We start from the raw sequence: 20533 nt of genomic DNA, 5'->3' as shown, positions 1-20533 counted from the left end.
TTAAAAATTTTCAAAGTCATGTGTCTCTACTGATGGAAGTCTAAGCGGCGGACACACAAGAAACCGAGCCGTTACTACTTTCTCTTTTTGTTCATTGACCGCTTCTACTTCAATCGTAACAGTTTTAGAAGAAACATCTACCTCTGTGACTTCAAATAAAAATTCAATCGTACTATAATGATGAATTTTTTTGGGAAAGGCAACCGTATGTTCTGCAACATGGCTTCCAGGTCCGGGCAAGTACTTTGAAATGGCTGCTGTCATAATACCGGTAATCATAATGCTTGGCACAATAGGTTTCTTAAAAGGTGTCTGAGATGCATAATCATGCTGAATGTATAAAGGGTTAGAATCATTTGTCAGCCCTAAGTACAATAAGATATCTTTATCTTCAATTCGTTCAGTTAGCGTTAATTTTTCTCCAACTTTTATATCTTCAATACTTCGACCTATTTTTTGTTTTTTACCTAATACCATCATCATTCCACCTTTTGTATAAAGTAATAGTTTTTCTTTATATACAAGAAAAATTCGAGGTTTCCCTCGAATTTTCCTTGTGACTATTGTTTGAATATCTATAAAAACCTATACTCAAACCTACTTTATTGTATTAAGCTAATACACCCATGACAGTTTTGACTGATTTTGCTGATTGATCTAACGCAGCTTTTTCAGAATCAGTAAGTTCTAATTCAATTACTTGCTCAATTCCTGCAGCTCCTAATACGGTCGGAACACCTAAGTAGATGCCGTTATAACCATATTCACCCTCTAGGTAAGCAATCGCTGGTAAAATACGACGCTGATCTTTTAAGATCGCTTCTGTCATTTCCACTAAAGAAGCAGCAGGAGCGTAGTACGCACTTCCGTTGCCTAATAAGTTAACGATCTCGCCGCCGCCTTTGCGTGTTCTTTCAACAATTGCTTCAAGACGCGCTTTTGGAATAAGCGTTTCAAGAGGAATACCGCCAGCATATGAGTAGCGTACAAGAGGTACCATATCGTCGCCATGTCCACCAAGTACAAAACCTGTGATATCTTTCACTGAAATGTTTAACTCCTGCGCTACGAACGTACGGAAACGTGCAGAATCTAATACGCCTGATTGACCGATTACGCGGTTTTTAGGAAAACCAGATTCTTTAAATACTGTGTACGTCATAGCATCTACCGGGTTTGTTAACACGATAATGTGACAGTTTGGCGAGTATTTAACAACTTCTTGAGTAACAGACTTCATAATTTTTTGGTTCGTTGTGACTAAATCATCGCGACTCATACCTGGCTTACGCGCGATACCAGCTGTAATAATGACAATGTCAGAATCAGCTGTGTCTTCGTAGTTGGCTGTTCCTGTAATGTTAGCGTCAAAGCCTTGTACAGGACTTGCTTCTAACATATCCAGCGCTTTACCTTTAGCTGGATTTTCTAATTGCGGAATATCAACTAATACAACATCAGCTAATTCTTTTTGACCAATTAAAAAAGCAGTTGTAGCTCCTGTAAAGCCCGCTCCGATAACAGATACTTTTTTACGCATATTTGCCATTATAATTCCTCCCCTAAATGAATAGCTATTAAACTGTTACTTGTTTTCCTAGATTGCTAATTAATTCATCAGCAAACTCTGAACACTTCACTTCTGTTGCGCCGTCCATTAAACGTGCGAAATCATATGTTACTACTTTTGAAGCAATTGTTTTTTCCATTGATTTCATGATTAGATCCGCTGCTTCATTCCAGCCAAGGTGTTCAAGCATTAACACACCTGATAATAATACAGAAGATGGGTTTACTTTATCTAAACCAGCATATTTAGGTGCTGTACCGTGAGTTGCTTCAAAGATAGCATGTCCAGTTTCATAGTTGATGTTTGCTCCTGGAGCAATTCCGATACCGCCAACTTGTGCTGCTAATGCATCTGAAATGTAATCTCCATTTAAGTTCATTGTTGCTACTACATCGAATTCACGTGGACGAGTTAAAATTTGTTGTAAGAAGATATCTGCAATAGAATCTTTTACAATAATTTTTCCTGCTGCTTCCGCTTCTGCTTGAGCTTTGTTTGCAGCTTGTGCACCTTCTTTTTCAACGATGCGGTCATATTGAGCCCAAGTAAATACTTTATCGCCGAATTCTTTTTCAGCTAGCTCATAGCCCCAATTTTTAAATGCGCCTTCTGTATATTTCATAATGTTACCTTTGTGTACAAGCGTAACAGACTTGCGGCCCTGTTCAATCGCATAGTTGATTGCTGCACGCACAAGACGCTCTGTTCCTTCAGAAGAAATAGGCTTAATACCTAATCCAGAAGTTTCAGGGAAACGGATTTTATTTACGCCTAATTCCGTTTGTAGGAATGAAACAAGTTTTTGTACTTCTTCAGAACCCTTCGCATATTCAATACCAGCATAAATATCTTCAGTATTTTCACGGAAGATAACCATATCTGTATCTTCTGGGCGCTTAATTGGAGAAGGTACGCCGTCAAAGTAGCGAACAGGACGTAAGCATGTGAATAAGTCTAATTCTTGACGCAATGCCACATTTAGAGAACGAATTCCACCGCCTACTGGTGTCGTTAATGGTCCTTTGATTGCAATTATGTATTCGCGAATTGCATCTAACGTTTCTTCCGGTAACCATTCGCCAGTTTGATTAAATGCTTTTTCACCTGCTAATACTTCTTTCCAAACGATTTCTTTTTCACCATTGTATGCTTTTGCAACTGCTGCTTCTAATACGCGGGAAGCTGCTGCCCAGATATCCGGACCAATTCCGTCACCTTCGATAAATGGAATAATTGGGTTATTTGGTACGTTTAAAACGCCGTTTGCTACAGAAATTTGTTCACCTTTTGTCATGAGAATGACCTCCTTAAAAAATTGTCTACTTTCACTTATGGAAAAGTGCTCAACGAACGTGAGCACCTTCGTCACATTGTTTAGCTGCGCTCTTCAAGCGGAATGTACGTTTGTTTTCCAGGACCGATATAATCAGCTCTTGGACGAATCAAACGATTGTTTGAATACTGCTCTAAAATGTGAGCAATCCATCCTGATACGCGGCTTACGGCAAAAATCGGAGTAAATAAATCGTGATCAATACCTAAGCTGTGGTATACAGAAGCTGAATAGAAATCAACGTTTGGCGGAAGCTTCTTCTCGCCTGTTACGATTTCCTCAATTTTCACTGACATATCGTATAGCGTTGTATCTCCTGCTTGTTTTGTAAGTTTTTCAGACATTTCTTTCAAGTGCTTGGCACGAGGATCACCCTGCTCATACACACGATGTCCAAATCCCATAATCTTTTCTTTTTTCGCGAGCTTTTCGCGAATGTAAGGTTCTGCGTTTTCAACTGTTTGAATGTCAGACAACATTTTCATAACAGCTTCATTCGCTCCCCCGTGAAGAGGACCCTTTAACGCCCCAATAGCGGCTGTAATCCCTGAATAAATATCGGATAACGTTGCCACACAGACACGCGCTGTAAAAGTTGAAGCATTTAGCTCATGGTCAGCGTGTAAGACAAGTGCTTTATCAAACGCTTCTACTTGGATATCAGTTGGCTCTTCGCCGGTTAACATATATAAAAAGTTAGCGGCAATGCTATAATTTTCGTTTGGCTCAATTGGCTCTAATCCGTTGCGAACTCTTGAAAAAGCCGTCACCACTGTTGGTAATTGTGCTTGCAAACGAACAGCTTTGCGATAATTTGCTTCTTCATCCATTAAATCAGCTTCAGGATCGTACAACCCCAATAGTGATACGACTGTTCTTAAAGCTGCCATTGGATGAACATCTTGAATTGGATAAGTTTTGAAATGATCTAAGACTTCTTGGGGTAATTTAGCGTTTTCTGCTAGTAATCTAGAAAACACAGATAATTCTTCTTTATTAGGTAATTTTCCGTGCCATAGTAAATACACCACTTCTTCAAATGTTGCATAATTCGCTAAATCATCAATATTGTAGCCTTGATATGTTAAAGTGTCATCAATAATTGAACTTACTGCTGACGTTGTAGCGACTACCCCTTCTAGACCTCGAGTTGCTGTCATAAATCTCCACTCCTTTACAGAAAAAATTCCCCATACCTTTCTGTGTAAAACGTGAAAAACAAAATTGAGCTTCTGCTCAACTAGACATTAAATGATATACGAAGCGCCTCTTTTGAATATATATCTTGGAAGAACATTCCTTCACCCCACGTAAAGAAAATGCTTACATTTCCATTTGTTTCAATAACACACAAAATTAAAACATCTGCATGTGTCATTGCTTTGTTACAGCCCTATAGGTAAAACATACAATTGTATGTAAAAAGATGCGGCCTCAAAATATATTATAAACAATTATCTGACTTTTGTGAATCAAAAGAGAGAAGAAATTTTAAAAAAATTATTATTATACAAAAATTTCTACGAAAAAAGTTCAGTTAATTTCATAAATAAATAAGCAATTCCAGCACCGATTAACGGACCTACTGCTACCCCTTGAAACAGCGCCACAGCAAGAATTGTGCCAAAAACTAAAGCGGTCGTAATATGCGGATCATCTTCCAAGAGCGTAAGCCCATATTTGGCAATAATTGCTACAGCAATGCCGGCTCCTAGAGCAATCCAGGCATAAGAAGATTTCACAGCTTCTCCTAATTGTTTAAACCCTATGTCTCCTGTTGCAATTGGCACAAGAACGGCAATTGTAATCACCGTTACCCCAATATTAATTCCTTTTGATTGTAGAAAAGGAAAAACCTTACTGTCTAACCCGATTAATTTTAAAATAAGTAAAAATGCAACTGCAATGATTAATGATTGATTTTTAGCCACTAATCCAATTACGAGTAAAACAGCTAAAAAAAGCATCGGTTGTGAAAACATTTTACTCATCCTTTCTTTTTTTATTGTGATAATTCTAAAGCGTATTACGTAACTATTTTATGAGTAGCTTTTTCTTTTGTTGACTATCGTTTACAAGGAGGCCTCTATTTATTGTGTACAAGCTTCATTTACATCGCCTATTTCGCTTAGCTTGTGTGTTGGTAATTATTGCAGCAGCTGTATTTCTTAGTTATTATGTCTCTTCTCTCCTCTATCCATTTATTATCGCCTGCTGCATCGCTTTTTTTATAAATCCTATGGTTAATCTATTTGAATTAAAGCTGCGCTTACCACGCTACTTAGCTGTTTTACTGTCAATGGTTCTTATCTTCTCTCTTTTGGCTGGACTTATTACGTTACTTATCACAGAAATTATTGCAGGAAGTACGTATTTAGCGAAAGTTGTTCCCACAAATTTCAAAGAAGTGGTCATATTTATTGAAAATATTGCTACAGAACAAATACTTCCGTTTTATGAACGCATTACTTCTATGTTTAATAACTTAAATACCGGTCAGCAAGCAACTATTTTATCGAACATTAAAGGGGTAGGCAACCATATCGCTCAAACGGTGGGCGATTTTCTGCAAAATGTATTGCAAAGCATCCCAGTATTTTTATCCGTATTGCCTAATGCAGCTACTGTGATTATTTTTTCATTGCTGGCTACTTTTTTTATTAGTAAAGATTGGTACAAGCTGATGGCTAAAAGCAGCGTGTTTATTCCTAAAAAAGTAAGAGAAAATGGACAGACAGTTGTTATGGAGCTTAAAAATGCACTGTTTGGTTTTATTAAAGCTCAGCTTACGCTTATTTCGATTACCACCATCATCGTTCTTTTTGGTTTACTTGTTCTTAAGGTTGATTATGCTATTACAGTCGCTTTATTAATCGGCTTAGTAGATATTCTTCCTTACCTCGGAACAGGACTGGTTTTTGTTCCTTGGATGATTTATGCGTTTGCAACAGATAATGTGTCATTTGCTGTAGGACTTTCGGTACTATATGCTGTAGTACTTGTGCAGCGACAAATTATGGAGCCCAAGATTCTGTCATCGAGCATTGGTCTTGACCCTCTTGCTACATTAATTGCTTTATTTGTAGGATATCAATTGATTGGATTTTTTGGATTAATAGTTGGCCCTGTTATTCTTGTTATTCTAAAAACACTTCATACAACGGGAGTTTTTAAAGAAACGTGGCAGTTTATTGTAGGAAAATGAAAAAGTGTGTGAAAGAAGCTTCTTTCACACACTTTCTAGTTAACGAATAATCGTCATTCGATTACGTCCTTGAAAAAATCTTCTTAGCCACGTTAAAAGGAAAGGCTTAACGATTTTGCGTGTAAACGGCAGTAAAAAGATAAAGCCTACAACATCTGTCAAGAAGCCTGGAAACAGTAGAAACAAACCGCCAAATAGTACACACATACCATCAAGGATTTCACCGCTTGGAACATGTCCTCGGCTCATCTGACGCTGTGCTTTTTGAAAAAGAGATGTTCCTTGTTTTTTCGCTAGAAACGCACCAATAAAACTGGTAGCAATAACCAGTAAAAATGTTGACATTACACCAATGAGATGACTTGAATAAATCAAAATCATTACCTCAACAGCAGGTACAATAAGAAGGAGCGGAAGAAGCTTCCTCACCATCATCACCTCTTCGCTTATTGAATTGCCTAAACAAAAAGAGAAGGATTTCCCCTTCTCTTTTTTTCAATCATCTACGTGTTTCTTACAGTACGCTTGCGTGTCCGTTGTATACAACACCACGTGAAGCATCAACTGTAATATCTTGATCTTCTGAGAATACGCTTGTTGCGTTTTCTACACCTACAATGACAGGAATGCTTAAGTTTAATCCTACTACAGCTGCATGGCTTGTTAGACCGCCTTCTTCCGTAATAAGAGCCCCTGCTTTTTCGATTGCACTGATCATATCGCGATCTGTGCTGTTTGTAACAAGGATAGCACCTTCAGTCATTTTTGCATTTGCTTCTTCAGCAGTTTTAGCAATAACTACTTTACCAACTGCTGCTTTACGACCAATTCCTTGTCCTTTAGCCAGAACGTCACCTACAACTTGAACTTTCATTAAGTTCGTTGCACCTGATTCTCCAACTGGAACACCAGCAGTAATAACAACTAAATCACCGTGTGCTACAACGCCTGTTTTTACTGCGTCATTTACAGCGTGATCTAACATATCGTCAATTGTACTTACGCGCTCACCAACAACTGGTGTAACACCCCATACTAGAGAAAGACGACGTGCAACAGAATCGTTTGCTGCAACAGCTACGATTGGAGATTGCGGACGATATTTAGAAACGATTTTCGCTGTATAACCACTTTCTGTTGGCGCTACGATTGCACTAGCGTTTAAGTTAAGCGCTGTGTGTACAACAGATTGTCCGATTGCATCTGTAATAGATGGGCCAACTTGTTTGCTGCGCTGTTGTAAAATCTCAGAGTAGTTTAGAGCTTGCTCAGCACGAGAAGCGATTGAATGCATTGTTTGTACAGCTTCAACTGGGTAAGAACCCGCAGCTGTTTCACCAGATAACATAATTGCATCTGTACCATCAAAAATAGCATTGGCAACGTCACTTGCTTCCGCACGAGTCGGGCGCGGGTTGCGTTGCATTGAATCAAGCATTTGTGTAGCTGTAATAACTGGTTTGCCAAGTGCATTACATTGTTTGATTAGATCTTTTTGTACTAATGGTACTTCTTCAGCAGGAATTTCTACTCCTAAGTCACCACGAGCAACCATTAAGCCGTCTGAAACTTCAAGGATTTCTTTGATGTTATCTACGCCTTCTTGGTTTTCGATTTTTGAGATGATTTGAATGTGAGCTGCATTGTGTTTTTCTAGTAGTTCACGAATTTCTAATACATCAGATGCACGACGCACAAAAGAAGCAGCGATAAAATCAATGCCTTGTTCGATACCAAATACAATATCGTTTGCATCTTTTTCAGTGATACCAGGAAGGTTTACACTTACGTTTGGCACGTTTACACCTTTTTTATTTTTTAATGTACCAGGGTTAAGTACTTTCGTTTTGATTTCACCATCAGTTTTATTGATGTCTAGTACTTCAAGACCGATTAAACCGTCATCTAAAAGGATTTTTGATCCTACGTGTACGTCATCAATTAGACCTGGATATGTAATTGAGAATTTTTCAGTTGTTCCCACTACTTCTGTCATAGAAACAATGATTTCAGCGCCTTCTTCTAACTCAATTGCACCATTTTCCATTGTGTTTGTACGAATTTCAGGTCCTTTTGTATCAAGTAAGATACCTACTGTTTTACCTGTTTGTTTCGCAGCTTCACGAATGTTAACGATACGTGCACCATGCTCTTCAAAGTCACCGTGAGAGAAGTTTAGGCGACAAACGTTTAAGCCTGAGTTAATTAGTTCAACTAATTTTTCTACACTTTCACTCGCTGGTCCAATAGTACATACAATTTTAGTTTTACGCATTCAAATTTCCTCCTATATATTTACTATTTACTCTTTAGGTAGAGCAAACAGCTATTTCCTTTACTAACCTTTTACAAGCAGGCTGTGAACAAATATTTTGTTGCCTTAACCTGTTCACCTTGCTTTACGTGTAACTTATGAAATACCTACATAGCGCTGAATCAAATAGCAAACAAATACACAGCACTTTAACGATGAATTTCTTCATCGTTTGCTTCTTGTTTTACTATTCCCTGCAATTCATACAGCAATACTTGCGGCCTGATTTGTCTTATATATCTCACGTTTTAGAGAAAAGACAAACGCTCGCACAGCTGCTAATAACCATAGGAATTTTTTTAAAAACACTCTTTTTCTACTTTTACTTAAAGGTTTTTGCTGTCTATAAAATACCACGAAGAACTTGTAAACACAATAGAGAAGGGCTATACAAACCGCACAAAAACGCGCACCCTTATTTTTCAAGAGTGCACGTTTCTTTATTTTATAGTAATGGCATCGTTTTCAGCTGCAAATTGTCCGATTTTTTTGTATTTTAAATAACGCTCTTCCACTAGCTCTTCTTTTGATAAATTCATCAGTTCTTTTAATGACTTCTTAATAATGCTTTCCATGTATCCAGCTTGTGCATCGATATCTCGATGAGCTCCGCCTTTTACCTCTGAAACCATTTCATCTACAATACCCAGTTCTTTCAAATCTGGTGCTGTAATCTTCATCGTTTCAGCAGCTTTTTTCGCAAGAGAAGAATCTTTCCAAAGAATGGCAGCCGCTCCTTCTGGAGAAATAACTGAGTACGTCGAGTTCTCAAGCATATGAAGGTGATTTCCTAAACCTAATGCCAAGGCTCCTCCGCTTCCTCCTTCTCCAATGACAATACAAATAACAGGTACAGTTAAGCCAGCCATTTCGAAAAGATTTTTCGCAATAGCTTCGCTTTGTCCGCGTTCTTCTGCCGCTTTTCCTGGATAAGCTCCTTTTGTATCAATAAAGCAAATAATTGGGCGGTTAAATTTCTCCGCTTGCTTCATTAGACGCAGTGCTTTACGGTAGCCTTCAGGATGAGGCATACCAAAATTACGACGAATATTTTCTTTCGTATCTTTACCTCTCTGATGTCCAATCACGGTAACAGGCACGCCATTAAACTTGGCAATTCCTCCTACGATTGCTTCATCATCTCCATAAAAGCGATCTCCATGACACTCTAAAAAGTTTGTAAACAAGCGAGTAATATAATCGAGTGTTGTAGGACGCTCAGGATGACGAGCAATTTGAACACGGTTCCACGGGCTTAGATGATTGTAAATATCGTTTTCTACTTTTTCTAAGCGCTTTTCCAACTTATCAATTTCGCTAGATAAATCCACTTCTGTATTTTTAGCAAACTCTTTCAGTTCTGCAATCTTGTCGCGTAACTCAACAATTGGACGTTCAAACTCTAATTCACTTACCACTCGATGTCACCTCCTGCTACGTGTATATCTAAAATAGTTGTTAACGTGTCTTTTAAATCGTGACGGTCAATAACTCCATCTAATTGACCATGCTTCAACAGAAATTCAGACGTCTGAAAATCTTCTGGAAGCTCTTCTCTAATTGTTTGTTCAATAATACGTCTTCCAGCAAAGCCAATTAACGCGCCCGGCTCGGCTAAATTATAATCGCCTAGCGAAGCAAAGCTTGCTGACACTCCTCCTGTAGTAGGATGTGTCATGATCGAAATGATTAAGCCGCCTTCGTCACTGAACATTTTAAGGGCTGCGCTAGTTTTAGCCATTTGCATCAAGCTCAGAACACCTTCTTGCATACGTGCACCGCCTGAAGCTGTAAAAATAAGGAATGGGACATGCATTTCCTTTGCTTTTTCAATGGCGCGAGTAATTTTCTCACCTACTACAGAACCCATGCTTCCCATACGGAAGTGTGAATCCATAACAGCAACCACTACTTTAATTCCTTCAATATCTCCTTCACCCGTAACAATCGCTTCACTTAAATTAGTTTTCTCACGATCTTTTTCGAGCTTTTCAAGATAGTCCGGGAATCCAAGAGGATTTTCTGACGTCATATCTTTGTCGTATTCAACAAACGTACCGCTGTCAATCAAGCTTTCAATACGCTCTGGTGCTGTCATTTGATGGTGATATCCACAGTTTAAGCATACTTTTAAGTTTTTATTTAACTCTTTTGTATACATGATTTTCTTACACTTTTTACACTTGGTCATAATCCCTTCAGGTACATCTTGTCTCATATGCTCAGAAGGAATCGTAGCATATTTTCGTTTTTTTGGAGTTTTTGTGTTTTTTGTAAATAAATCTCGTAACAAGGTGTAACCTCCTTTTGGTTCTTTTCTTTAACATAAGAACCTTTCTTCTTCCTCTTCTTCTACTTTACACGTTATGAAAGCCCGTCTCAAACGCAAAAACAAGCGACATATAAGAAAAAATTGGATGAATTATTCGCTTCACTTTATTAGTTGCTATTTACTTTACTAGATGACGGTTTGATTTTGTGTAGAAAGATGGCATGTCTCTTTCGACAAATTCCTTCTTTCACACTTGTTTGTAGCACTGATGGTGAAGATTTAATACAGCTGCTTCATCTTTTTTAACTAGCGCCTCTACTAATTCATTTATAAGAGTGTCGCTTGGCGCTGAGTTTTGTTGAAAGGTTTGAGAAAAACGGCAAATAATCAGCCAAATTCGGTGCAATAGCCGATTAGCCTGCAAAGAAAACAAATAGTCAAACAAGTTCTTTAAGCGATCGTCATTCTGCTTTTGAATTACTTTTGAAACATTGATTTTGTTCTGTTCCGCTAAAACAGAAAACAAACAGCTTTTTTCCAGAATATATCTCGTCTGAATTAAGTCTGACTTTGTTTTGCCGTCTTGTATTAAAAAAGTAGCTAATAAATCAATAAATTGATGATCTCCCACTTCTTTAATAAACGTACCTTCACCTCTTCTAGTTTCAATCAATCCAATTAGCTCTAACGCTCTGAGCGCTTCTCGAACGGAAGAACGTCCTGCGCCTAACCGTTCAGAAAGCTCTCGTTCTGACGGGATTTTATCACCCGTAGTTAAACGATCATCTTCCATTAGCTGGCGAATTTGTTTTAGAATTTCTACATATACTTTTGAACGTTCATTCTTCAAGTTTATTACCACTCACTTTACATTACTTTAACAGGCATGCTTGAAGCATCATGCCTGTCAAAGAACAGTTGATGTAACCTTATTCAATAATCGCTAAACGGCGTGTATTTTCAGCTACGGCTTCTGGCTTTACTTTTATTCGGGCAACGCCTGTTTCCATAGCTGCTTTTGCAACAGCTGCGGCTACTGCCGGAGCCACTCGTGCATCAAATGGCCCTGGAATCACATAGTCTGTATTCAAGTCCTCTTCCGTAATTAAATTAGCAATGGCCTCAACTGCAGCCATTTTCATTTTTTCATTAATATGAGTAGCACGCACATCCAGTGCACCTCGGAATATCCCCGGAAACGCTAAGACATTGTTCACTTGATTAGGAAAATCTGAACGTCCGGTGCCGATTACTTTCGCGCCAGCTTTTTTAGCTTCTTCTGGCATAATTTCAGGCACTGGATTTGCCATTGCAAAAATGATTGGGTCTGGATTCATCTTTCCAATCATTTCCGATGTGAGTGCTCCTTCAACCGAAACTCCAATAAATACATCAGCTTCTTCTAACGCATCGGCTAACGTACCTTCTACTTTGCTTCGATTTGTATAGGCTGCAACTTCATCTTTTATACGGTTCATGCCGTGAGGACGCTTGTCATAAATCGTTCCTTTGGAATCACACATAATAATATCGCGCACTCCATAGCTGTATAATAATTTAATAATAGCAATGCCAGCAGCTCCTGCTCCATTCGCTACTACTTTGATTTGTGACATTTTTCTTCCTGTCAGCTTCAGGGCATTAAGAAGACCCGCTACCGTAACAATAGCCGTCCCATGCTGATCATCATGAAAAACCGGGATATTTGTTTCCTTTTTCAACCGCTCTTCAATTTCAAAACAGTTAGGAGCCGCAATATCTTCTAAATTAACGCCTCCAAAAGTTGGTTCTAGCAATTTAACAGTTTCTATAATTTTGTCCACATCTGTCGTGTTTAAACAAATTGGGAATGCATCTACGCCGGCAAAACTTTTAAAAAGGACAGCTTTCCCTTCCATTACTGGCAGAGCAGCTTCAGGGCCTATATTGCCCAAGCCCAATACGGCAGTGCCATCAGATACAACAGCTACCATATTTCCTTTCATCGTATATTCATATACATTGTTTACATCATCATATATTTCTTTGCAAGGTTCTGCTACACCAGGGGAATAAGCAAGGCTTAAATCCTCTGCGTTTCGAACAGGAATTTTGGACTTTGATTCTAGTTTACCTTTGTTAATGCGGTGCATATGCAATGCTTCTTCACGTAAAGACAATGAATTTCACTCCCAATAAACAAAATGATAACAAATACTGCGCCTGAACCATGTTCTTTCCCACACTCATATGATGTTATAAATCCAATTGCATTTCATTTCAAGAAAAACGCATCTAATTCGTATATTTTATAAAAAAACGGTGGTCAGACCACTTTTTTAACTATTTTACCATATAACATCACATGAAATCTGTAAAGACTATATCTTCTTGAACACAACGTGCTTCTCTCCAAGCATTGCTTTTAACGTTTTGATCAACTCATCGCTTCGCTCAACAGAATAGTGAACAGGAAGCTTGACCAATTGGCGTTCTGCCTCATAATAAATTTTCACGGGGATTTTCCCTCTATGAGACTGAAAATGCTGATAAATAGTGTGAAGCAGCTTTTCCGTACCTTGCTTTGTTTCTATACGTAAGTACAATTCTTCTGACGGTAATTTTTGAACCGCTTCGCTAGCAGCTTCAGCACGTTGACAAACAATTTGCTGCTGCCCATTTCTTTCATCTATCTTTCCATGTATCAGTAAAACCTTACCTTGTTCAAACAGCAGACGATTCTGCTCAAATACGCGGGGAAACGCAACAACTTCTCCTTCTCCACTTTCATCCGTAATGCGCAAAAAGGCCATTTGCTCTCCTTTTTTCGTGCGAATGACGCGAATTTCCAACACAAATACTAAAAGAGAGACCGCTTTTCCTGAAGCGTGTTCTTTCATATTGTGAAGAGAAACAACAGAATAAAAGGAATTCAGTGCTTCATACTGAGAAGCAGGGTGGCTTGATAAATAAAAACCTAGCATATCTTTTTCATACTGAAGCCGATCTTCTATTTTCAGTTCCTCTTTTTCCATATATTTAGGCTTTAACGAAAATTCAGCTCCAAATCCAAAGTCATCATCAGGGAGCACCAAGCTTGCATGTTCAAATGCTACATCAATGGTTGCTAATAAAGTTGCTCGATTTTCTCCAAATTCATCAAAGCCTCCGGACAAAATCAAAGATTCAAGCGCTTTTTTATTCACGGCTTTTGGTGAAACACGTGCACAAAAATCAAATAAGTCTTCAAATCTTTTTTTCTTTCTCTCTTCTGTTATTTCCTGCATAGCTGCCGCACCAATATGTTTAATCGCTGCAAGGCTATATCTTATTCTTTCACCTTCTACATTAAACGAATACATGCTCTTGTTAATAGAAGGTGGGAGAACTTGTATTTTTTTTCTTTTGAGTTCATTAATATATTGAGCAATTTTCCCTTCGTTTCCAATAACGCTCGTTAACAACGCTGAAAAGAACTGTAGCGGATAATGTGTTTTTAAATAAGCTAACTGATAGGCCACCATACTGTAAGCAACGGCATGGCTCCGGTTGAAGCCATAATCAGCAAAGCGCACAATAAGGTCATAGACCCGATTAGCAACGGATAGGTCATATCCTTTCTTCTCGCTTCCTTGAACAAAATGTGCTCGTTCACGATCAAGCACGGATCGTTCTTTTTTACTAACTGCTCTTCTCAATAAATCTGCTTCTCCAAGAGAAAAACCGGCCATCTTTGAAGCAATCTGCATAATTTGCTCCTGATACACGATAACGCCATGGGTGGATTGTAAAATGCCTTGAAGCGTGGGATGGTCATATATGACGCTCTCCACTCCGTGCTTGCGCTTAATATAAGTTGGAATATTTTCCATCGGACCGGGTCTATACAGCGCGTTAACTGCTACAATATCTTCTAGCTCTGTAGGTTTTAATTGCTGAAGAACCCTTCTCATTCCATCTGACTCTAGCTGAAAAATCCCTGTCGTATCTCCTTTGCTCAGCAGTTCAAAAGTTTTCTGATCGTTAAATGGAATACGAGACAGTGACAGCTTTTGGTTCATGTCCCGCTCAATTTTCTTTAAAATGTGATCTAAAATGGTTAAGTTACGCAAACCTAAAAAGTCCATTTTCAAAAGCCCAACGTCTTGCAGAGCTTCCATTGGATATTGAGTCAGATATACATCATCATGTCCTTCTTGTACAGCTATAGATTGCGTCAGCGGCTTCTCACTGATCACAACGCCTGCTGCGTGTGTGGAAGTATGCCTTGGCAGTCCTTCTATCTTCATCGCAATGTTATACCATTGTTTTCTGGCTTCATTTTCAGATAAATAGTCTTGAAGAACTCTTGAATCACGAAGGGCACTTTTTAACGTTGTACCTGGTTTAGTTGGAATCGCTTTGGACATTTTGTTTAACGCCTCTTGATCAAATCCCATCACTCTTCCTACATCACGTACGGCTGCTTTAGCCGCTAATGTTCCAAATGTAATAATTTGAGCTACATGCAGCGCTCCATATTTTTGAGCCACATACTGAATGACTTGATCCCGTTTATTATCAGGAAAATCGATATCAATATCAGGCATCGAAATACGTTCAGGATTTAAAAAGCGCTCAAAGAGAAGCTGATGCTGAATTGGATCAACATTTGTAATTCGTAAGGCGTATGAAACTAGTGAGCCCGCCGCTGAGCCACGACCTGGACCTGTTAAAATACCATGTTCATGAGCATAATTCATAAAATCCCACACGATAAGGAAGTAATCGCTAAAGCGCATACTTTCAATAATGTTCAGCTCATAATCTAAGCGTTTCTGGTATTGTTCCGTGATCACTTGAACTCTTTCTTGCAGTCCTTTCTCGCAAAGAGTGCGTAAGTAGGTTGATGATGTAACGGACGGAGGAACAGGGTATTTTGGAATAGACATGACGCCTAGAGAAATTTTAAGCTCGCATCGTCTTGCGATTTTTATACTTTCTTCTATTAAAAAATGCTGATCATGAAAGAGAACTTCCATTTCATGAGGTGATTTGAAATAGTACTCGCTGCTTTCTTCTTGCACCTGTTCACCGCTATGTAATTTCTCTCCGTCTCGAATAGCCGCTAAGCAATCATATGCGTCCCGATCTTCTTTTTTTAAATATTTCACTTGATTCGTTGCTACGAGCGGGACATTTTCTTCAGCAGCAAGCTCCGTTAACTGCTGATTTATCAAAGCTTCATCCTGTCCGTGGCGCTGTATAGATATATACAAAGACTGAGAATATACTTTTTTAAAGAATTGAAGCACTCGCTTTGCATCTTGAAGTTTGTTTTCTGCTAGCAGAGTTTCTACTTCTCCCCTTACGCCAGGTGTAATAGCAATCAGCCCGCTGCTATAATGCTGGAGCCATTTTTTCTTTACACCGTGTTTTTCCTTTGTTTGAACTAAACTGCTTAGTTTTAATAGATTTTCATAGCCTTTATCATTTTCTGCTAGCAAAACTAAAGGATACGCTTGCTCGCTTTCTTCATGTTCCAAAATTGATAGTGTAAGCCCAATAATCGGCTTAATCCCCGCTTTCACGCAGGCTTTATAAAAAGGAATGACTCCGTACATTACATTTTCATCGGTCAAAGCAATCGCTTCATAGTTCATTTTTTTAGCTGTTTCTACAAGTTCATGAATACGAACGGAACTGCTTAGTAAGCTATAAGAACTTTGAAGCTGTAAGTGAACAAAAGGCACAGGACTTCCCACCTTTCTTTAATTCTTTATTCTCATTATAAATTTTGTTGCGGGCGTAGACAAATTACATAACTCTGAACGTTTGTCCATATATATGTAGGAAGCATGAGTTATCAATAAAATAGTAAAGGAGGACGCGTCATGACAAAAGAGCCTTTTATGTCTCTTTTCATTTGGAGTTACTTTACTTCATTAGGTATTATTTTAGGCGGTTCATTAATCGGAGCATTTGCGGGGTTCTTAATTGGAAAATCTCCCCTGTACGTTATGCATACCCTCAGCAATAGCTTAAAAATCTGGGCAATTGTCGGAGCCATCGGAGGAACATTTGATACGTTTTACAGCTTTGAGCGAGGACTCTTTGAAGGAGCGACAAAAGATGTATTCAAACAAATTCTTTTAATTCTATCCGCTATGGGAGGAGCTCAGACCGGGGCTCTGATCATCAAGTGGTTAACGCAGGAGCACTTTGTATGAGAGTACCCAGCGAGCGAATGTTCAAGCGCTCCGACTGGCAGCGTTTTTTCGCCGGTATTGTCATTGGAGCAATTGTCAGCTGGGGAGTGTTTTTAACAATTTACGGCGTTTCAAGAGATAGAGAGCTAGAGGAGATTCGAATTGCTAATGATAAGCTAAAAAAAGCAAATTTGCAAATTAGCGCATGGCAAGAAGATGTAAAAGCATTAAACAAGGAAATGAAGCAGCATTTGATTATTCAAAATGTGAAAGTAAAATTAGTGAACGGCCATCGTTATAAAGTAAACTCTGTGGTGGAATACAATATTCAAAAAAGCGTCGACGAAGAAGCTCAGCACTTAATTGCCCAAGATATTGAAAGTGCGTATCGAAGCAGGGATATCTTAAAAAAAGCAATTGAAAACAAAAAATACGAATTCGATAAAACGATTTATGAAGTTGAAGTTCATCAAATTTATTTTTATACAACGCTTTCGATTGAAGTTCGAATTAAAAAGATGGAAAAAGTACTATAAAAAGCCGCTGATTTAAAATCAACGGCTTATTTTACAGATTACTCCTGACTGCAGAGCTCTTCTAAATCAAGTAGTAAAGGCTCTACTTCTTCCCATGAGTCAATGGAAGCGCCGGACGCAAGAGGATGGCCTCCTCCGTTGTATTTTCTAGCAATTGTATTAATCACAAGCTCTTTTGAACGCAGGCGGACCCGAATCTGATTTTCTTCTTCTACAAAAAATACCCACGTTTTCACTCCATCAATTTGTCCTAACGAGCCGACTAGCTGAGAGGCATCAGCAGGTGTCACATCATATTTGCGAAGAATTTCATTCGGAATTTTCATGTGAGCAACTCCCGCTGGAGACATCGTGAAGTTTTGCAGCACATATCCATGTAAGTGAGCGACGTTTTCTTTTGTTTTGTATAGCTGATCATATACATCCTTAAAATTGAAGCCATATTGAATCAATTCACTTGCATAGCAAAACGTTTTCGGCTTTGTATTTGGAAATAAAAATCGGCCCGTATCACCGACAATACCAGTGAAAATTAACTTTGCTCCTTCATCATTAAGAGCTAACCCCTTTTCTTTTCCTTCCAAGTAAAATTCATAAATCATTTCACTTGTTGAAGAAGCAGACGTCTCAACCCAAAGTAAATCACCGTAAGGAGTTTGATTCGGATGGTGATCGATTTTAATGATCATTTTTCCACTTGCGTAGCGCTGATCTGATACACGCGCTTCATTCGCCGTATCACAAACGATGACAAGCGCATCTTCATAGGTGTCATCGGCGATATCATCCATACGGTATAAAAATTTTAACGACTCCGCTTCTTCTCCCGTTACGTATACCTTCTTCTCCGGAAAAGATGTTTTTAACAATTCCGCTAATCCGCACTGAGATCCGTATGCATCTGGATCTGGACGAATGTGCCTGTGAATAATGATGGTGTCAAACTGCTTAATAGCTTCTAATATTTGTGCTTTCATTTTCTCTCTCCTGTCAATACTGTTCTTGTTTTATGTACGTACCACATGCACTTATATTTCCACAGCGCTGTATCCATAATCTTTATTAAATCATATCTCTTCTCCTTTTTAAAAGAAGAATCAATCAATAGTAGAATTTTCTGTTATTGACCTGTAAAATAATAGATACTACTGTAAACACTTTCAACACTACGCATTACTAGCATCTAGAAACATTACGGATAGAAATACACCGGACTGGAGGGGCGTCTGTGCCATTTTTTATGATTTTAATCGTTGTGTCCTTTGTTTTCTACATGTATTTAAAAGTAAAATACGTACGTTCAAAACGCCCAATGGAACGAAAGTGGATTTCCGCTAAGTCGAGTATTTGTCTTGGCTCTTTTGTATTATTTTTTGGGATCAATCAATGGTTTATTTACGAAACAAACCTTTCGCTTATCATCGGCATATTATTTGTATTATTCGGTTCAGGTAGCATAATAGCAGGTGTCAAAGCTTATAAGTACTATCAGCCTTATGCAATAAAAGAAGCAGATCAAATGTAAAAAAGGCTGAGGCATAACGAGAGGAATCCAATCTAAAGACGAACAAATGGGAGACATGAGCTGAACCGCTTGAGACACCGCCGTTGATTTCCGTGCAAGACTTCGCTTTCCGCTGGAGTCTTCGTCTTGCCCTCCAACCAACGGCTAGAAGAATCTAAACAGGTGAAACCTACGTTTACCCTAACAAAAAAAAACGAACCACTCATCAACATGGTTGATAAATGGTTCGTTTTTCACTTCGTCTAACATACTTTTGTCCCAGCTTCTTTTTTTATACTCTGTCCAATAACTGAGCCATCATCATCGCTTTTCCTACTACAACTCCGGCGTTGTAGACTTCTACATCTAATTTAGCAAACTTCCGACCCAGTTCTAATAGCTTAGGGCGAATTTCAATTACACTTTCAATTTGAACCGGTTTAATAAAATAAACGGTAATGTTTTCAATAACCAAATCACCTTTTTTATATAAGCGCAGAACACGATTAGCAGCTTCCGTCACAATAGTAGTAAAAACTCCGTATGAAATAGTTCCCATATAATTTGTCATTTGTGGCGTTACTTCACAGCGATAGACAGGTGCTTCCTTTGTCTCTTGTACGTCCATAAATTGATTCGTTACAATGTCATCAATGGTTTCTCCTACCTGTGGTTGACGCTGAATCATTTGCAGCGCTTTTAAGACATCTTGACGGCTGATAATGCCTTCTAGTCGATGGTAATCGTCCACTACAGGCAGCACTTCAATCCCTTCCCATACCATCATATGAGCGGAAGAAGCGACCGATGTTTTCCCGTGAACGGTCATCGGATTTTTCGTCATCACTTTTTCAATCGAAGTGGAAAGATCATATCCAATAACATCTTTTGAGGTAACCATACCATGAACTTTCATATGCTGATCTACTACAGGAAAACGACTGTGGTGCGTTTGATCGTTACATTCGTGCCATTTTTCAATCGTATCGGTTAACTGCAAGCTAACCGCTTCAGAGACGGGTGTTAAAATATCCTCTACAAGCACAATTTCTTTTTTTATCAACTGATCATAGATAGCCCGATTAATCATCGTTGCAACTGTAAATGTATCATAGCTCGTTGAAATAATAGGAAGCTTAAGATCATCCGCAAGCTTCTTAACCCATTCTTCCGTATCAAAGCCGCCCGTAATTAAAACGGCTGCGCCTGCTTCAAGGGCTAATTCATGAGCGTTTACTCGATTCCCTACGATAAGAAGGTTTCCGGCCTCGGTATACCTCATCATAGCATCAAGCTTCATCGCTCCAATAACAAACTTATTTAACGTTTTATGCAAACCTTCACGTCCGCCCAGCACTTGTCCATCTACAATGTTTACTACTTCGGCAAACGTGAGCTTTTCAATGTTTTCTTTCTTCTTTCGTTCAATTCGAATAGTCCCTACTCGTTCAATCGTTGAAACATATCCTTTATTTTCCGCATCTTTTATTGCTCGGTACGCCGTGCCTTCACTGACAGTCAGTTCTTTGGCAATTTGGCGCACTGAAATTTTTTCACCAATTGGAAGCGAATCGATATACTGTAAAATTTGCTCATGTTTTGTCGCCACGTGTACTTCACCCTTCTAAAACG

Annotated in this window: 18 protein-coding genes; 4 read left to right on the top strand and 14 right to left on the bottom strand. The window is 38.7% G+C overall.

Annotation, left to right across the window (positions count from 1 at the left end):
* From AC1VNJ_RS00675 to AC1VNJ_RS00655, 5 genes are all read right to left on the bottom strand, one after another.
* Positions 1-477: a MaoC family dehydratase gene (locus AC1VNJ_RS00675; protein ID WP_049166247.1), complete on the bottom strand. Its 477-nt coding sequence runs from the start codon at positions 475-477 to the stop codon at positions 1-3.
* A gap of 133 nt (positions 478-610) precedes the next feature.
* Positions 611-1549 carry a malate dehydrogenase gene (mdh, locus tag AC1VNJ_RS00670; protein WP_013059443.1) on the bottom strand — a complete coding sequence of 313 codons (939 nt, stop codon included), beginning with the start codon at positions 1547-1549 and terminating at the stop codon, positions 611-613.
* 28 nt (positions 1550-1577) lie between these two features.
* Positions 1578-2870: an NADP-dependent isocitrate dehydrogenase gene (gene icd / locus AC1VNJ_RS00665; protein WP_255255780.1), complete on the bottom strand. Its 1293-nt coding sequence runs from the start codon at positions 2868-2870 to the stop codon at positions 1578-1580.
* Between the two features lie 74 nt (positions 2871-2944).
* On the bottom strand, positions 2945-4063 hold the full coding sequence (citZ, locus tag AC1VNJ_RS00660) for a citrate synthase (RefSeq protein WP_482640239.1): 1119 nt from the start codon (positions 4061-4063) through the stop codon (positions 2945-2947).
* 360 nt (positions 4064-4423) lie between these two features.
* The gene (locus AC1VNJ_RS00655; protein ID WP_033579620.1) at positions 4424-4885 is read right to left on the bottom strand and encodes a DUF441 domain-containing protein; all 462 of its coding nucleotides are present in this window, start codon (positions 4883-4885) and stop codon (positions 4424-4426) included.
* A 113-nt stretch (positions 4886-4998) separates the two neighbouring features.
* Here AC1VNJ_RS00655 and ytvI point away from each other — a divergent pair, with 113 nt between their 5' ends.
* Positions 4999-6108, top strand: coding sequence for a sporulation integral membrane protein YtvI (ytvI, locus tag AC1VNJ_RS00650; RefSeq protein ID WP_049166249.1), 1110 nt, complete (start codon positions 4999-5001; stop codon positions 6106-6108).
* Positions 6109-6147: 39 nt separating this feature from the next.
* Here ytvI and AC1VNJ_RS00645 read toward each other — a convergent pair whose 3' ends face one another.
* The 7 genes from AC1VNJ_RS00645 to dnaE all read right to left on the bottom strand — a co-directional run bounded on the left by AC1VNJ_RS00645 (position 6148) and on the right by dnaE (position 16405).
* Complete coding sequence (locus tag AC1VNJ_RS00645; RefSeq protein ID WP_482640238.1) at positions 6148-6540, bottom strand: FxsA family protein; 393 nt, start codon at positions 6538-6540, stop codon at positions 6148-6150.
* Between the two features lie 82 nt (positions 6541-6622).
* Positions 6623-8383 (bottom strand): pyruvate kinase, encoded by a 1761-nt coding sequence (gene pyk / locus AC1VNJ_RS00640; protein WP_033579617.1) that lies wholly within the window; start codon positions 8381-8383, stop codon positions 6623-6625.
* Between the two features lie 479 nt (positions 8384-8862).
* Positions 8863-9840 (bottom strand): acetyl-CoA carboxylase carboxyl transferase subunit alpha, encoded by a 978-nt coding sequence (gene accA / locus AC1VNJ_RS00635; protein ID WP_047749772.1) that lies wholly within the window; start codon positions 9838-9840, stop codon positions 8863-8865.
* A complete protein-coding gene (accD, locus tag AC1VNJ_RS00630; RefSeq protein WP_028411784.1) occupies positions 9834-10715 on the bottom strand; it encodes an acetyl-CoA carboxylase, carboxyltransferase subunit beta in 882 nt (293 codons plus the stop codon). Before accD ends, accA begins: the two co-directional genes overlap by 7 nt.
* Positions 10716-10941: 226 nt before the next feature.
* Positions 10942-11544, bottom strand: a complete 603-nt coding sequence (locus AC1VNJ_RS00625; protein ID WP_047749768.1) for a FadR/GntR family transcriptional regulator — start codon at positions 11542-11544, stop codon at positions 10942-10944.
* A 79-nt stretch (positions 11545-11623) separates the two neighbouring features.
* Complete coding sequence (gene ystJ, locus AC1VNJ_RS00620) at positions 11624-12853, bottom strand: NADP-dependent malic enzyme (protein WP_028411786.1); 1230 nt, start codon at positions 12851-12853, stop codon at positions 11624-11626.
* A 201-nt stretch (positions 12854-13054) separates the two neighbouring features.
* Entirely contained in the window at positions 13055-16405 is a 3351-nt protein-coding gene (dnaE, locus tag AC1VNJ_RS00615) for a DNA polymerase III subunit alpha (RefSeq protein WP_482640237.1), read from the bottom strand.
* 141 nt (positions 16406-16546) lie between these two features.
* Between dnaE and ytrH the strand changes: the two genes are divergently transcribed.
* Both ytrH and ytrI read left to right on the top strand, forming a co-directional pair.
* The gene (gene ytrH / locus AC1VNJ_RS00610) at positions 16547-16882 is read left to right on the top strand and encodes a sporulation membrane protein YtrH (protein ID WP_013059455.1); all 336 of its coding nucleotides are present in this window, start codon (positions 16547-16549) and stop codon (positions 16880-16882) included.
* The gene (gene ytrI, locus AC1VNJ_RS00605) at positions 16879-17397 is read left to right on the top strand and encodes a sporulation membrane protein YtrI (RefSeq protein WP_014458035.1); all 519 of its coding nucleotides are present in this window, start codon (positions 16879-16881) and stop codon (positions 17395-17397) included. The genes ytrH and ytrI overlap by 4 nt, the downstream gene beginning before the upstream one ends.
* A 38-nt stretch (positions 17398-17435) precedes the next feature.
* Here the strand turns inward: ytrI and AC1VNJ_RS00600 are convergent, their stop codons facing one another.
* Complete coding sequence (locus AC1VNJ_RS00600) at positions 17436-18374, bottom strand: DHH family phosphoesterase (RefSeq protein ID WP_033579614.1); 939 nt, start codon at positions 18372-18374, stop codon at positions 17436-17438.
* Between the two features lie 251 nt (positions 18375-18625).
* Here AC1VNJ_RS00600 and AC1VNJ_RS00595 point away from each other — a divergent pair, with 251 nt between their 5' ends.
* Complete coding sequence (locus AC1VNJ_RS00595; RefSeq protein ID WP_028411789.1) at positions 18626-18922, top strand: YtpI family protein; 297 nt, start codon at positions 18626-18628, stop codon at positions 18920-18922.
* A gap of 271 nt (positions 18923-19193) precedes the next feature.
* Here AC1VNJ_RS00595 and AC1VNJ_RS00590 read toward each other — a convergent pair whose 3' ends face one another.
* Entirely contained in the window at positions 19194-20510 is a 1317-nt protein-coding gene (locus AC1VNJ_RS00590) for a CBS domain-containing protein (protein ID WP_028411790.1), read from the bottom strand.
* Positions 20511-20533: the final 23 nt, after the last annotated feature.

It is taken from the genome of Priestia sp. 3CA3 (assembly GCF_056836725.1).
Note: the sequence above shows the minus strand (reverse complement) of the source record. Positions and strands in the feature narration are given on the sequence as shown.